This window comes from Neisseria sp. P0009.S007 (assembly GCF_051962515.1).
Window position 1 is genome coordinate 17,183 of sequence record NZ_JBQCVF010000010.1, and the last position, 14,315, is coordinate 31,497.

Below are 14,315 nucleotides of genomic sequence, written 5' to 3' on the forward strand. Positions count from 1 at the left end.
GCCAATCACAATGTAGTCGATTTTCTGACCGACGGTCTCAAACGCCTTGAATACCGAGGCTACGATTCGTCGGGTATCGCCGTCAACATGGACGGCAAAATCAAACGCGTCCGCCGTGTCGGCCGCGTGCAGCTGATGGAAGATGCGGCACGCGAAAAAGGCGTGTTCGGCCATATCGGCATCGGCCACACCCGTTGGGCAACCCACGGCGGTGTAACCGAGCCTAATGCCCACCCTCATATTTCCGGCGGCATGATCGCGGTTGTCCACAACGGCATCATCGAAAACTTTGAAGCCGAACGTGAACGCCTGAAAGCGTTGGGTTACACCTTCGAATCGCAAACCGATACTGAAGTCATCGCCCACAGCGTCAACCACGAATACACACAAAACGGCGGCAAACTGTTTGAAGCCGTCCAAGCTGCGACTGCCCGTTTCCATGGTGCATACGCCATTGCCGTTATCGCACAAGACAACCCTGAACAAATGGTTGTTGCGCGCATGGGCTGCCCGCTGTTGGTAGCCTTGGGCGACCAAGAAACCTTTATCGCTTCCGACGTATCCGCCGTGATCGCCTTTACCCGCCGCATCGCTTACTTGGAAGACGGCGACATCGCCCTGTTGAACGCAAACGGTATCGAAAAATTGCTCGATAAAACCGGTGCGCAAACCGAACGCGCGGTTAAAGTATCCGAATTGTCTCTGGCTTCTTTGGAGTTGGGCCCATACAGCCACTTCATGCAAAAAGAAATCCACGAGCAACCCCGCGCCATCGCCGATACCGCCGAAGTCTTCCTTGATGGCGGCTTCGAACCTGAAAACTTCGGCGCCAACGCCCGCGAAGTGTTCGACGATATCCACAGCATCAAAATTCTTGCTTGCGGTACGTCCTACTATGCCGCGCTGACCGCCAAATACTGGTTCGAATCCATCGCCAAAGTGCCGACCGACGTGGAAATCGCCAGCGAATACCGCTACCGCGACGTGATTGCCGATCCGAAACAATTGGTCATCACCATTTCCCAATCCGGCGAAACTTTGGACACCATGGAAGCCCTAAAATACGCGCAATCCTTGGGACACAAACACAGCCTGTCTATTTGTAACGTGATGGAATCCGCCCTGCCGCGTGAAAGCGAATTGGTACTGTACACACGCGCCGGCGCAGAAATCGGCGTTGCCTCTACCAAAGCATTCACGACCCAACTGGTTGTCCTGTTCGGCTTGGCCGTTACCTTGGGCAAACAACGTGGTCTGGTTTCCGATGAACAGGCGCGTGAATACGTTGAAGAATTGCGTCAACTGCCGGGCAGCATTCAGCACGTTCTCAACCTTGAGCCACAAATCGCCGCTTGGGCGCAAAAATTTGCCAAGAAAACCAGCGCACTCTTCTTGGGTCGCGGTATCCACTTCCCAATCGCCCTTGAAGGCGCATTGAAGCTGAAAGAGATTACCTATATCCACGCCGAAGCTTATCCTGCGGGTGAGCTGAAACACGGTCCGTTGGCCTTGGTGGACGAGAACATGCCTGTTGTCGTGATTGCCCCGAACGACAGCCTGTTGGACAAAGTGAAAGCCAATATGCAGGAAGTCGGCGCACGCGGCGGCGAACTCTTCGTCTTCGCCGACCTCGACAGCAACTTCAACGCCACCGAAGGCGTGCACGTTATCCGCGCCCCACGCCACGTCGGCGTACTCTCGCCGATTGTGCACACCATCCCCGTGCAACTCCTGTCTTACCACGCCGCCCTTGCACGCGGTACAGATGTGGACAAACCGCGCAACTTGGCTAAATCAGTAACGGTTGAATAAGTAATTGACCGGTTAAAAAAGGCCGTCTGAAACCTGAGATTTGGGTTTCAGACGGCCTTTTCATTTTAAGAATCCGATTTATTTTTCGTATTCAGAAATGTATTGTGCAACAGCAGCTTCAGGATTGCTGGCCTGAATGACTTTAGGCGCTTCTTGATAGCCACGTTTTCTCAGATTTCCTTCACGCAATTTGTTGCCTTGTAAGCCAAGTACAATGCCTACACCGAAGCCAAGTGCGCTGACAAGGCTTCCCATGGCCTGATTGTCACCGGCGATTAAATTCAAAATTATAAATACAACAAAGATTCCGATACCCAAGCCCCATATTTTTTTCACGCATGCCCAGATGCCGCCAAAGAAAAATGCAGGCCAAGACCAACCTTGTTTGACAGCTTCATATTGACCTGTCGGATTTTTGAATATTTTGTAAGTTTTCATAAAATATATTCCTTTTACGATCAAAAATTGAAAAAACAAGTGATTGTATCACGATAACATAAACGATTTGAATAATTAAGAAAACAGGCTGTCTGAAAAATCTTTCAGACGGCCTGTTGTTTTAAAGCGTTTTATTCTGCACCGACAACGACGGTGTTGAGGTCTTTGAATTTGATGCGGCGTTGCCATGCGTCGCGGACTTGTTCGACGGTCAGGCTGTTGATGGCTTTGGGATAGGCTTCCAAGTAGTCGTTGGGCAGGTCGTAGAGGCCGATCAGGCTCAGGTAGTTGAGCAGTTTGTCGTTGGAGTCATAGCGCAGGGGGAAGCCGCCGACGATATTGGCTTTGGCCTGTTTCAGCTCGGCTTCGGTCGGGCCTTCGGCGATAAACTGCTCGATGACGGCTTGGGTGTCGGCCAGTGAGGCTTTGGTGTTTTTCTTTTGGGTGGAGTAGGAAACCGCAAACGTACCTTCTTCTGTCGCCGGGGCGAGGCTGCTGTATACGCCGTAGGTGTAGCCGTGTTGGTCGCGCAAAACTTTCATGAGGCGGCTGTCGAAACCGCCGCCACCGAGGATGTAGTTGCCGGCAACGAGGGCGTAGTAGTCGGGGTCATGGCGTTTGATGAGGGAGGTGCCGAGCAGGACTTGTGCCTGTGTGCCGGCAAAGGGGATGTCGCGGCGTTGAGCGGTTTGTTTGGAAACGGGAGGGATGGCGTGGGTTGCAGTGGCTTTGACCGGCAGGTCTTTGAGGACGAGCTCGACCAGTTGCTCTGCCTGTTTGCGGTTGAGGTCGCCGACGATGGCGACGATGGCGTTGTCTTTGCCGTAGTGGGTGCGGTGGAAGGCGCGGATGTCGTCCAGACTAACTTGTTTGAGGCTGTCGACGGTTATGTTTGCGCCGCTGCCGTAGGGGTGGTTCGGATAGATGAGCTTGGTCAGTTCGCGCGTGGCGGTGTAGTCGGGGGTGGTTTCCTGTTGTTGCAAGCCGGTAATGGATTGGATTTGACGGCGGCGGAAAACGGCTTCGTCAAAGCGCGGACGGGTCAGCGAGTGGTTGAGCAAGTTGGCGGCTTTGTCGCGGATGTCGGCTTTGCTGAGGCTGCGGAAGCCTGCGGATGCGCTTTCGGCATTGCTGTCGCTGCTGATTTGTGCGCCGATGTTGTCGGCTTCGGCATTGAAGGCTTCTTCGTCCAGTTCTTGGGTGCCGTCGGTCAGAAGGGCGGCGGTAAATTCGGCAACTTGGCTTTTGCCGTCCAGATTGGCGACGCTGCCTGCGCCCTTGAAGCTGACTTCAAGGTCGATGATGGGGTTTTCGTGGCGTTCGACAAGGAGGATTTGGGTGCCGTCGTGGTTGCGCCAGCGCTGGATGTCGGTGGCGGCTTGGACGCTTAAGGGCAGGAGTAGGGCAAGGGCGAGCAGGGTGGGTTTCATGTTGTGGCTTTCTGTTAAGGCCGTCTGAAAGGGTATGGGCTTTCAGACGGCCTGATGTTTATCGGCGTTTGGCAGCTTTTTTGCTTGGCGCGGCGGCAGGTTTTTGCGGCTCGATGATGACGGTGCTCATGCGATCGTCGGTCAACATCTGGGCGGCGGCCTGTACTTCTTGCGCGCTGACTGCCTGCAAGCGGCGGTGGATTTCTTGTTCGTCGGTATATTGGAAACCGCGCGCTTCGAGGCGGCCCATCATGGAGGCTTGGGAAGACATGGAGTCTTTGGCGTAGATTTCGCTGACCGCTGCCTGGGTTTTGACGCGCTGCAATTCTTCTTCGGAAACGCCGTTGTCGGCAATGTCTTTGATTTCTTGGCGCAGCTGGGCAATCAGAGTATCGGTTTTCACGCCTTCGGCAGGCATAGCCATGACGCTGAACAGCGGCATTTCACGGCTGATGATGTCGTAATGCGTTCCTGCGTTCAATGCGGTTTGCTTGCCGCGCACGAGGTTTTTATCAAAACGGCTGGACGCGTTGCCTGCCAAAATATCGGAAAGGATGTCGAGGGCGAAAGGCATCGTGTCATCGAGTTTTTGGAGTTTCGGCACACGGAAGTTGATGGCAATCAGCGGCTGGTGTGTAACCGGAGAAGTGGCTTTGACCGTAACAGGCTTGCGCAAATAGGGTTCGGTATGGAGTTTGTTGCGCGGCGGCTGGGCTTTGGCCGGAATATCGCCAAAGAGTTTGGCGGCCGTCTGAAGCGTTTGTTTGGCATCGACATCGCCGACAATGACCAATACGGCATTGTTGGGCGCGTAATATTGTTTGTACCACGCGCGCAAGTCGTCGGCTTTTAGGGTGTGCAAATCTTTCATGTAGCCGATGACGGAGGCGCGCATGGACGGTTGGGTAAAGGCGGCAAGATAGGCTTGTTCCCACATTTTGCCGTCGGCTGTGTCTTCCGTGCGCAGGCGGCGTTCTTCACGGATGACGTTCATCTCGTTGAGGAATTCTTTGTCGCTGAAGTTGAGGTTGTGCATGCGGTCGGCTTCGAGCTTCAGAATCTCGGGCAGGTTGGCGGCGGCGACGTTTTCGTAATACACCGTTTCATTTCGGTTGGTATAGGCATTGTTTTGTCCGCCCAGCTCGGACACGCGGCGGTTGAATTCACCGGAGGGAACGTCTTTCGTGCCTTTAAACATCATGTGTTCCAAAGCGTGGCTCAGGCCGCTTTTGCCCGGTTTTTCATCCACGCTGCCGATTTTGTACCAAATCTGCGAAACGGCCACAGGCGCGCGGTGGTCTTCTTTGACGATGATTTTCAGACCGTTGGGCAGGGTTTCAGAAAGCGTCTGTGCCCATGAGGCGGCAGGCAGCGCGAAGGCAAGCATTAAAGCAATTCGGCGTAACATGGTTCAATCCGTAAAATGAAAATCAATCGCCAAAGTATAGCGGAAAATCTGCAAAGATTGGCCGAATGTTTCAGACGGCCTGCGGCTTTATCTGCTGATTCACATCAAGCGCGGCCGTTGCCAATCTTTACCGTCGCGCCTCATTCGCGGATAATCCCAAACATTCCCGTTTCCAACCATCACAAAGGAATCATCATGGCATTTTTGAAACTGACCGAACAAAATGTTCAAGGCAAAACCGTTCTGATCCGCGCCGATATGAACGTACCGTTCAAAGACGGCAACATCAGCGACGACACCCGTATCCGCGCTTCGCTCGCATCCATTAAATACTGCTTGGACAACGGCGCGTCTGTGATCGTGATGACCCACCTCGGCCGTCCGACCGAAGGCGAATTCCATCCTGAAGACGATGTGGCGCCTGTTGCCGCGCATTTGGGCAAACTGTTGGGCAAAGACGTGAAAGTATTGAACGACTGGCGTGAAAACAAACCGACTTTGAACGCCGGTGATGTCGTGATGCTGCAAAACGTGCGCATCAACAAAGGCGAGAAGAAAAACGACTTGGAGCTGGGCAAAGCCTACGCTTCTTTGTGCGACGTGTTCGTCAACGACGCATTCGGTACCGCCCACCGCGCCCAAGCTTCGACTGAAGCCGTTGCCCAAGCCGCACCGGTTGCCTGCGCCGGCGTGTTGATGGCGGGCGAACTTGACGCTTTGGGCAAAGCCCTGAAACAACCGGCTCATCCGATGGTTGCCATCGTTGCCGGCAGCAAAGTGTCTACCAAACTGACCATCCTCGAATCTTTGGCCGACAAAGTTGATCAACTGATCGTCGGCGGCGGTATTGCCAACACATTCTTGCTGGCAGAAGGCAAAGCCATCGGCAAATCTTTGGCCGAACACGATTTGGTGGAAGAATCCAAAAAAATCATGGCGAAAATGGCGGCCAAAGGCGGCTCTGTTCCGCTGCCGACCGATGTGGTTGTTGCTAAAGCCTTTGCCGCTGATGCGGAAGCTGTGGTGAAAGACATTGCCGACGTTGCCGAAGACGACATGATTTTGGACATCGGCCCGAAATCCGCCGCTGCTTTGGCCGAGCTGCTCAAAGCTGCCGGTACGGTGGTATGGAACGGCCCGGTCGGCGTGTTTGAGTTTGACCAATTTGCCGGCGGTACCAAAGTATTGGCCGAAGCGATTGCCCAAAGCGATGCGTTCTCGATTGCCGGCGGCGGCGACACTTTGGCGGCGATTGCCAAATTCGGCGTGACCGACCAAATCAGCTACATCTCCACCGGCGGCGGCGCGTTCCTCGAATTCTTGGAAGGCAAAGAGTTGCCTGCCGTAGCCGCTTTGGAAAAACGCGGCGCATAATCGGTTTTAATCTCGATGGCTGAATAAAGGCCGTCTGAAATCTGGAAATCAGGTTTCAGACGGCCTTATTTATTTTGTTGAAATGTGTTATCGGTTTAGGCGGTTTGCGTATCCGACTGTCTGTGCAATGCCTGATAACACGGCGCAAGTTGGCGGATGATGAGGTCGAGCTGGTGTTTGAGGATTTGGTTTTGTTGGGACTGCTCTTTGTCGGTCTGTTCCAAATCGGCAAACTCCTGTCGGATGGCTTCGATGCTTGCATCGAAGGTGGTCGGTTCGGTCTGCGGCATTTGTTTGAGGAGTTCGGCGATGTGGTGGGTCAGGCGGGCATATGGGGCGAAGGTATCGCTGCCGTCGTGATGAACCTGGTCGCGGTATGCGCCGAGCGCGGAAATGTGGCCGGTCAGTGCATAGCTGGTTTTGAGCAGGGTAAAACCGTCTTGCAGGCGGTCTTGGTATTTTTTCGGGTTGCTGCTCATGTCGGATAAGGTGCTGCTGAGGGCGGCGGTGCTTTCGTGGGCTTGGCGGCGGGTGAGGCGGTAGTCGACATCATCGCGGCTGCCGTTTTGCAGCTGGTCGAGGATGGCATCGAGATAGCGGCCGTTAGCAGTGATGGTTTGGGCGGCGGTGTGGCTGAGGGTGAGGTAACGCCAATCGGGCCAGAGGTAGGTGGCGGCGGCCCATGCGATAACGGAACCGACGATGGTGTCGATGATGCGGATGGGCATGGCGTGGTACACATCCAAACCGGCAAGCGAAAGGCTGGTCAGGGCTTGGATGGTGATGAAGAAGGTGGAGAAGCTGTATTTGTAGCTTCGGGTCATGAAGAACAGGGTGGTGCTGGCGATGACAATCCAAAGCTTGGTTTCAACGGACGGGGTGAAGTAGGGGACGAGCGAACCAACAATCACGCCGAGAATCGTGCCGGCGATACGTTGGTACACGCGGCTTTTGGTGGCGGTGTAGTTGGGTTGGCAGACGAAAAGGGCGGTCAGCAGAATCCAGTAGCCGAGGTTGAGATGGAGGATTTCGACGATGATGCAGGCCGCGGCCACGACGATGGAGAGGCGGGTGGCATGACGGAAGACGCCGGATTCGAAATTGAGCTGGCTGAGGACGGTTTCGCCGATATTGCGGAACTTGGTGTTTTCAAGGGCGGCGATGCGGGTGTCGGTGTTGTCGTTTTCGGCAAGGGACGCATCGTTTTGCAGTTGCCGCAGTTGGTAATCGACGCTGCTGAGGTTGTCGAGCAGGCGGCGGATATTGTGGAGGTTGGCATTGTCGGCGTGGGTCTCGGCAAAATAGCCGAGGGACTGGCGGCAGCCTTCCATGGCGCGGCCGAGGCGTTTGCTGTATGCGTAGGGTTTGTTGTTGCGCAGGGTGGCGGCAATGTTGCGGCATGCCTGACCCTGCATTTCGAGCAGGCGGCGGATGCGGAAGATGAGGTCGGTGTTTTTGAGCTGCTCGGCCATTTCGCTGTAATCGACGTGGGCGGAGCTGATGCGTTCGTGCATGTCTTGCGCGCTGAGGTAGTAGCGCAGCATTTTGGCGGTACGCGGATGGCGGTGTTGGCCGCGCAATCGGTAGAAAAGTGCGCCGCGGCATTGGTTGAAGGCGGTAATCACGCCGGTGTTGCTCATGGCCAAGTCGATTTGGCGGTTGCCCAACCATGCGGCTTCGTCGGGGTCGAAAAAGTCGGCTTTGGCATCGAAGTAGTTGCTGAGTGCGTCGTAGGCGTTGGCAACGGTTTCTTGGACGGGGCGGTGGGGCAGGATGATTTGGAAGATCAGGGTGTTGACGCTGTATAGGACAGTGCCCAACAGAATCATGACGGGGTTGGTCAGCCAGTAGGTCTCGGGTGTGTAGGTCAGCGTGGTGTAGGTGGCGACGGCGAGCGCACCGAAAGCGAAGGTGCGGTATTTGAGGCCGACGGTGCCGAGGATGGTGAAGCCGAAAGTCATCAGGGTCATGGCCAAGATGAAGGGAACGCCTGTGCCGATGGTGCTTTGGGCAAGCAGTGAGGAGAGGGTGAACAGGGCAACGGTGATGACGATGTTTTTCAGACGGCCTGTGAGGCGGTTGTCCAAGTCGACCAAACCGCCGGCAATAATGCCGAGTACGAAGGGCATGACGAGCTTAGGCGTGTTGAAGTGCCAAACGAGGGTGGCGGCGATGAACACGCTGGCGAAGACGGGCAGGGAGGCAATGATCAGAGGTTTGAGCGGCGGAGTGTTCATGATGGTGTTGTTTATTATTCGTTATGAGGTGAATGATTGGATTTTAACAGGATTTTCAGTCGGTTTCAGAATGTTTGAAATAGGATAAGGCCGTCTGAACGGATACGGGGAAATACTTGATTTCGTTTCCACATTTGTTCAGACGGCCTTTTTTGGCTTGCGCCATCAGGTCATCAGGTTGAGGTCGCTGATGCGGTCGTAGAGACGCTCGGTATTGTTGCCCTCGTCGTGCATTTGAATGCGCAGGCGCAAATCGTTGGCGGAAACTGCTTGGCGCAGGGCTTCGCTGAGTTCGATTTGGCCCTGTGCGTAGAGGTTGAAGAGGTTTTGGTCGAACGTCTGCATGCCGTTGCTGCCGGAGCGTGCCATCAGGTCGCGGATTTCCAGCAATTCGCCTTTGAAAATCAGGTCCTGCATGGCCGGAGTGTTGAGCAGGAGGTCGGTAACGGCCGTGCGTTGGCGGTTTTTCTTGATGGTGAGGCGTTGGCCGATGATGCCGACGAGGTTTAACGCCAAATCCATCAAAACTTGTTGGCGGCGGTCTTCCGGATAGAAGTTGATAATGCGCTCGATGGTTTGGGAGGCCGTACTGGCATGGATGGTGAAAACGCACAGATGGCCGGTTTGAGCCAGTTGAAGGGCGTATTCCATGCTTTCTTCGCTGCGGACTTCGCCGATACAGACGACATCGGGTGCTTGACGCATGGCGCTTTGAACGGCAATTTTCCAGTTGTCGGTATCGATGCCGATTTCGCGCTGGGTGAAGATGCTGCGGCAAGGTTTGTAGATAAACTCGATGGGATCTTCGATGGTGACGATATGGCCGGGCAGCTTTTGGTTGCGGTAGTTGAGCATGGAGGCCATGGTGGTGGACTTACCCGAACCGGTCGGGCCGGCGAGGATCAGCAGGCCGCGTGGCGCGAGTGCAAGCTCTTGGAGCTTTTCGGGCAAACCGAGGGTTTTCATCTCGGGAATGTCTTGGCTGACGCGGCGCAATACCATGCCGACGCGGCCTTGCTCGTGGTAGGCGTTGACGCGGTAGCGTGTGTTGCTGCGCGATTGGACGGAATAGTTGATTTCCCAGTCGCGGTTGAAGGCTTCGAGTTGGTCGGGGTTCATGGTGGATTCGGCGATGGCGGCGGTGTCCGCGCCGGTCAGCGCTTTGTGGGGCATGGGCGTGAGGGTGCCGCCGACTTTAATGGCAGGAGGAAAGCCTGCGCTGATGAAGATGTCGGACGCGTTGCGTTTTTCGGCCTCTTCACACATGCGGTCGAGCAGGGGATGAAGATGTGTGCCGATTTCGGCCGGGGTGGGGATGTGCGGTGCTTGGTTTTTTTGTGAGTAGGCTTGCACCATTTCGCTTAACAGGTCGTGCAGAGGGGCGAGGTCGCTCATGATGATTCTCTTTAAAACGGGTATTCGGTCAGGCTCAAAGGCCGTCTGAAAACGGGATGATGGGGTTCAGACGGCCTGGGTATGGTTTAGAAAACAGAGAGGTTTTCGATGTTTTGCGCCTTGCTGCGTGCCAGCTCGGGGCTGATGGTGCCTTGGCGGACAAGGGTTTGCAGGGCTTGATCGAGGGTTTGCATACCGTGGGCCTGACCGGTTTGGAGGGCGGCGTTGATTTGGGCGATTTTGTTCTCGCGGATGAGGTTGCGCACGGCCGGTGTGGAAATCAGGATTTCGTGTGCGGCGACGCGGCCGTTGCCGTCGCGGGTTTTCAGCAGGGTTTGGGAAATGATGGCGCGCAAGGATTCGGACAACATGGAGCGCACGATTTCTTTTTCGCCTGCAGGGAATACGTCGACAATACGGTCGATGGTTTTGGCGGCGCCTGTTGTGTGCAGCGTGCCGAAAACCAAGTGGCCGGTCTCGGCGGCGGTCAGGGCGAGGGAGATGGTTTCAGGGTCGCGCATCTCACCGATCAAAATCACGTCTGGGTCTTCGCGCAGGGCGGAACGTAGGGCGTTGGTGAAGCTGTGGGTGTGCTGATGCAGCTCGCGCTGGTTGATGAGCGCTTTTTTGCTTTGATGGACGAACTCAATCGGGTCTTCGATGGTCAGAATGTGGGCCGGTTGGGTTTCGTTGATGTAGTTGACCATCGCCGCCAGCGTGGTGGATTTACCCGAACCGGTCGGGCCGGTTACCAAGACCAAACCGCGCGGATTTTCGGCAATTTTTTGGAAAATGCGCGGCGCACGCAATTCTTCCAGCGTCAGGACGGTGCTCGGAATGGTACGGAATACGGCGGCCGGGCCGCGTTCGGTCATAAAGGCGTTGACGCGGAAACGGGCAACATTAGGCAGCTCAAATGAGAAATCGACTTCAAAATCCTGTTGATAGAGCTTGCGCTGGTGGTCGTTCATGACCGAGGTAATCATGGTGCCGACTTCTTCCGAGCTCATCTCGGGCAGGTTGATGCGGCGGATGTCGCCGTGTACGCGTATCATGGGGGAAATGCCCGAACTCAAATGGAGGTCGGAGGCTTTGTTTTTCACGCCGAACGCGAGTAAGTCGGTAATCTGCATAATGTGGCCTTGTTTTGGTTTAGAATAATAAAATCGCTTTATTTTAAATAGATAAATCCGTTCGACCAAGTAAAATTTTCAAAATGCCGAGTGATGAACGGGTTAAAGGAGAAAACCATGTCGGTATTGCAACAAAACTATCAGGACGTATGCCGGGCGGTTGAACAGGCGGCTGAGGCTGCAGGACGGTCTGCGGATGCGGTGAAGCTGGTGGCGGTCAGCAAGACGTTTCCAGCAGACGATATTCGCGAAGTGTATGCGGCCGGTCAGCGCGATTTCGGCGAGAACTATATTCAGGAATGGTTTGAAAAAACGGAAACGCTGGCCGATTTGCCGGATATTGTTTGGCACGTTATCGGCGATGTGCAGTCTAATAAAACCAAATTTGTGGCCGAACGCGCACATTGGGTGCATACGATAGGCCGTCTGAAAACGGCGCAGCGCTTGAGTGAACAAAGGCCGTCTGAAATGCCGCCGTTGCAGGTGTGCATTGAAGTGAACATTGCCGCGGAAGAAGCAAAACACGGCGTAGCGCCCACTGAAGCGGTTGCGCTGGCCCTTGAAGTGGCCAAGTTGCCGAATATTAAAGTGCGCGGATTGATGTGTGTGGCCAAGGCCGACAGCAGCGATGATGAGTTGCGCAGCCAGTTTCATACCATGCAGCGGCTGTTGGCTGAGTTGAACGCGGCAGGCGTCGAAGCAGATGTTTTGTCTATGGGGATGTCCGGAGATATGCCAATCGCGGTAGAATGCGGCGCAACCCATGTCCGCATCGGCAGCGCGATTTTCGGCAAGCGGCATTATCCTCAATAAAAGTAATAGGCCGTCTGAACAGGGCAGACAGCAGTTTCAGACGGCTTGATCGATATCACAAAGGAGTGACATATATATGAATATCTATTTTCTCGGCGGCGGCAATATGGCGACTGCCATTGCAGGCGGTTTGGTCAAACAAGACGGCTATCGTGTCCACATTGTCGAACGCGGCGCCGAAAGACGGGAGCAACTGGTACAAGAATTGGGCGTAGCCACTTCTGAAAACCTGCCCGAATTGAGTGCGGACGATGTCCTCATTCTCGCTGTTAAACCGCAAGACATGCAGGCAGCCTGTCAAAACATCCGTTTGAATGGCGCGCTGGTGTTGTCCGTAGCGGCAGGTTTGTCCATCGATACCCTCAGCCAGTATCTGGGCGGCACACGCCGTATCGTGCGCATCATGCCCAATACGCCGGCCAAAATCGGTTTAGGCGTATCCGGTATGTTTGCCGATGCAGGCGTTTCAGAAGCTGACCGTACAGCCGCCGACGGCATCATGCGCTCTGTCGGTACAACCGTTTGGCTGAACGAGGAAGATCAACTCCACAATATTACCGGCATCAGCGGCAGCGGCCCCGCCTATGTTTTCTATCTTTTGGGCGCGCTCCAAAATGCGGCTTTGGCACAAGGTTTCAACGAACAAGACGCACGCGAACTGAGCCTTGCTACATTTAAAGGCGCAGTGGCTTTGGCCGAACAGACCGGCGAAGCATTTGCACAATTACAGCAAAACGTGACTTCCAAAGGTGGCACGACACACGAAGCCATCGAAACCTTCAAAGCCCGTCACGTTGCCGAAGCCATCGAACAGGGCGTAGAAGCCTGCGTCAAACGTTCGCAAGAAATGGCGCAACAATATAAGGCCGTCTGAACATGCGCGGCGACTTGCTCTTATTATTGGCAGACGCTATTGCCATCCTGTGTATCACGCGCTTTTTGCTCCGATACGCAGGATTGGCAGCAGAACACCCCCTGCTCAAATTCAGCATACAGGCAACAGGCTGGCTGACCAAACCTTGGCAAAAAGCATTCCCATCCGGCGAGAAAACCGATTGGTACTGCCTGCCCGCAGGTTTTCTGGTGTACTACCTTGCCTGTACCGCCATTATTTTCATCTCGCCGGCGCTGTCCATCAGCAATAAGCTGATTTTGGCAAACTTCTGGTTTGCCGCACTCCATATGCTGAAAGCCGCGGCCTATACATTACTTATTGGTCTGATTATTAGAATGGTGAGCAGCATACAGGGCCGCTATTCCCCGTTGGCTTATGCCATCGAACGAATTCTGCAGCCATTGCTCAAACCATTTTCCTTCTTACGCGCAGGACGATACGATTTTTCAGGCAGTCTGTTGGCACTCTTATTATGGTTGTGGCTGGCCCGATGGTTTCCCCAACTTATCCAGCAAACCAACCTATGTTTGCTTCAATAGGCCGTCTGAAAGCGCAGCAGGTATTAACGACCAAAAATACAACGTCCTAAAAAGCGTATTAATATATTTAGGCGTAAGGTAGTGCAAAAAAGTGCAAATCGAAATATAAAGAACAAATGAATAGGTAAAACATGATATGATTCGCCCAATTTCCAAAACGGAAATTCAAGAAAACCCAATAAAAGCAAACCCGTAGCATCCAAATCATTAACAACAAACCGAAAGCAGACACCATGGCAAAGCTGACAGAACAAGATATTTTAAACTGGGATGGTCCTGAAGAGGACTACATGAACAGCGACCAATTGGCCTTCTTCCGCGAACTACTGGTTAAAATGCAAGAAGAACTGATTGAAAATGCAAACACCACTACCGGCCATCTTCAAGAGCACGAATCCGCTCCCGATCCAGCCGACCGAGCTACTCAAGAAGAAGAATACGCTTTAGAACTGCGCACCCGCGATCGCGAGCGTAAACTTCTCAATAAAGTGCAAGCGACTCTCCGCAGTATTGACGAAGGCGATTACGGTTTCTGTGCCGATACCGGCGAACCCATCGGCCTCAAGCGCCTGCTGGCACGTCCGACCGCGACATTGTCCGTAGAAGCGCAAGAGCGACGCGAACGAATGAAAAAACAGTTCGCCGACTAAAATATAGATATAGAAACCTCAAAAGGCCGTCTGAAAGAGCATTTCAGACGGCCTTTAGTTTGTGTTTTTTTTGTATGTATGGATTGTGTAGGAAGGTTGCTGGAGTTTTTTATAAAATAAAAACCCTGTTAAAACAGGGAAGTGATTAAATTTCAGAAAATAATTTTGTGAAATGTGTTGACTGGTTTTGT

At 54.0% G+C, this 14,315-nt stretch carries 12 protein-coding genes; 6 read left to right on the top strand and 6 right to left on the bottom strand.

Annotated features, from left to right (window positions below; genetic code table 11):
- Positions 1–1,812 (top strand): glutamine--fructose-6-phosphate transaminase (isomerizing) (glmS, locus tag ACTHS3_RS02410; RefSeq protein ID WP_440367040.1); only part of this gene is annotated, 1,812 nt, incomplete at its 5' end.
- A gap of 78 nt (positions 1,813–1,890) precedes the next feature.
- Here the strand turns inward: glmS and ACTHS3_RS02415 are convergent.
- The 3 genes from ACTHS3_RS02415 to ACTHS3_RS02425 form a co-directional block, all read right to left on the bottom strand.
- Positions 1,891–2,250 (bottom strand): DUF2628 domain-containing protein, encoded by a 360-nt coding sequence (locus ACTHS3_RS02415; RefSeq protein WP_004519228.1) that lies wholly within the window; start codon positions 2,248–2,250, stop codon positions 1,891–1,893.
- Between the two features lie 131 nt (positions 2,251–2,381).
- Positions 2,382–3,680, bottom strand: coding sequence for a M16 family metallopeptidase (locus ACTHS3_RS02420; protein WP_039861906.1), 1,299 nt, complete (start codon positions 3,678–3,680; stop codon positions 2,382–2,384).
- Between the two features lie 58 nt (positions 3,681–3,738).
- Positions 3,739–5,088 carry a M16 family metallopeptidase gene (locus ACTHS3_RS02425; RefSeq protein WP_070587823.1) on the bottom strand — a complete coding sequence of 450 codons (1,350 nt, stop codon included), beginning with the start codon at positions 5,086–5,088 and terminating at the stop codon, positions 3,739–3,741.
- Between the two features lie 195 nt (positions 5,089–5,283).
- On the opposite strand from ACTHS3_RS02425, the gene ACTHS3_RS02430 reads away from it, so the two are divergent.
- Positions 5,284–6,462: a phosphoglycerate kinase gene (locus ACTHS3_RS02430; protein ID WP_036493913.1), complete on the top strand. Its 1,179-nt coding sequence runs from the start codon at positions 5,284–5,286 to the stop codon at positions 6,460–6,462.
- A gap of 95 nt (positions 6,463–6,557) precedes the next feature.
- Here ACTHS3_RS02430 and yccS read toward each other — a convergent pair whose 3' ends face one another.
- From yccS to ACTHS3_RS02445, 3 genes are all read right to left on the bottom strand, one after another.
- Positions 6,558–8,699 (bottom strand): YccS family putative transporter, encoded by a 2,142-nt coding sequence (gene yccS / locus ACTHS3_RS02435; RefSeq protein WP_440367044.1) that lies wholly within the window; start codon positions 8,697–8,699, stop codon positions 6,558–6,560.
- Positions 8,700–8,864: 165 nt separating this feature from the next.
- A complete protein-coding gene (locus ACTHS3_RS02440; RefSeq protein ID WP_039861910.1) occupies positions 8,865–10,094 on the bottom strand; it encodes a PilT/PilU family type 4a pilus ATPase in 1,230 nt (409 codons plus the stop codon).
- 86 nt (positions 10,095–10,180) lie between these two features.
- Positions 10,181–11,227: a type IV pilus twitching motility protein PilT gene (locus ACTHS3_RS02445; protein WP_004519239.1), complete on the bottom strand. Its 1,047-nt coding sequence runs from the start codon at positions 11,225–11,227 to the stop codon at positions 10,181–10,183.
- 117 nt (positions 11,228–11,344) lie between these two features.
- Between ACTHS3_RS02445 and ACTHS3_RS02450 the strand changes: the two genes are divergently transcribed.
- From ACTHS3_RS02450 to dksA, 4 genes are all read left to right on the top strand, one after another.
- A complete protein-coding gene (locus ACTHS3_RS02450) occupies positions 11,345–12,040 on the top strand; it encodes a YggS family pyridoxal phosphate-dependent enzyme (RefSeq protein WP_070624835.1) in 696 nt (231 codons plus the stop codon).
- Positions 12,041–12,116: 76 nt separating this feature from the next.
- Entirely contained in the window at positions 12,117–12,914 is a 798-nt protein-coding gene (gene proC / locus ACTHS3_RS02455; protein WP_004519241.1) for a pyrroline-5-carboxylate reductase, read from the top strand.
- Between the two features lie 2 nt (positions 12,915–12,916).
- The gene (locus ACTHS3_RS02460; RefSeq protein ID WP_004519242.1) at positions 12,917–13,474 is read left to right on the top strand and encodes a YggT family protein; all 558 of its coding nucleotides are present in this window, start codon (positions 12,917–12,919) and stop codon (positions 13,472–13,474) included.
- Between the two features lie 233 nt (positions 13,475–13,707).
- Positions 13,708–14,124 (top strand): RNA polymerase-binding protein DksA, encoded by a 417-nt coding sequence (dksA, locus tag ACTHS3_RS02465; protein ID WP_004519243.1) that lies wholly within the window; start codon positions 13,708–13,710, stop codon positions 14,122–14,124.
- Positions 14,125–14,315: the final 191 nt, after the last annotated feature.

What these genes read in the sequence shown, in the direction of transcription:
- ACTHS3_RS02450 (WP_070624835.1), top strand. Translation starts at nt 11,345, where the DNA reads ATGTCGGTATTGCAACAAAACTATCAGGACGTATGCCGGGCGGTTGAA.
- proC (WP_004519241.1), top strand. Translation starts at nt 12,117, where the DNA reads ATGAATATCTATTTTCTCGGCGGCGGCAATATGGCGACTGCCATTGCA.
- dksA (WP_004519243.1), top strand. Translation starts at nt 13,708, where the DNA reads ATGGCAAAGCTGACAGAACAAGATATTTTAAACTGGGATGGTCCTGAA.
- yccS (WP_440367044.1), bottom strand. Translation starts at nt 8,699, where the DNA reads ATGAACACTCCGCCGCTCAAACCTCTGATCATTGCCTCCCTGCCCGTC.
- ACTHS3_RS02415 (WP_004519228.1), bottom strand. Translation starts at nt 2,250, where the DNA reads ATGAAAACTTACAAAATATTCAAAAATCCGACAGGTCAATATGAAGCT.
- ACTHS3_RS02420 (WP_039861906.1), bottom strand. Translation starts at nt 3,680, where the DNA reads ATGAAACCCACCCTGCTCGCCCTTGCCCTACTCCTGCCCTTAAGCGTC.
- ACTHS3_RS02430 (WP_036493913.1), top strand. Translation starts at nt 5,284, where the DNA reads ATGGCATTTTTGAAACTGACCGAACAAAATGTTCAAGGCAAAACCGTT.
- ACTHS3_RS02440 (WP_039861910.1), bottom strand. Translation starts at nt 10,094, where the DNA reads ATGAGCGACCTCGCCCCTCTGCACGACCTGTTAAGCGAAATGGTGCAA.
- ACTHS3_RS02425 (WP_070587823.1), bottom strand. Translation starts at nt 5,088, where the DNA reads ATGTTACGCCGAATTGCTTTAATGCTTGCCTTCGCGCTGCCTGCCGCC.
- ACTHS3_RS02445 (WP_004519239.1), bottom strand. Translation starts at nt 11,227, where the DNA reads ATGCAGATTACCGACTTACTCGCGTTCGGCGTGAAAAACAAAGCCTCC.
- ACTHS3_RS02460 (WP_004519242.1), top strand. Translation starts at nt 12,917, where the DNA reads ATGCGCGGCGACTTGCTCTTATTATTGGCAGACGCTATTGCCATCCTG.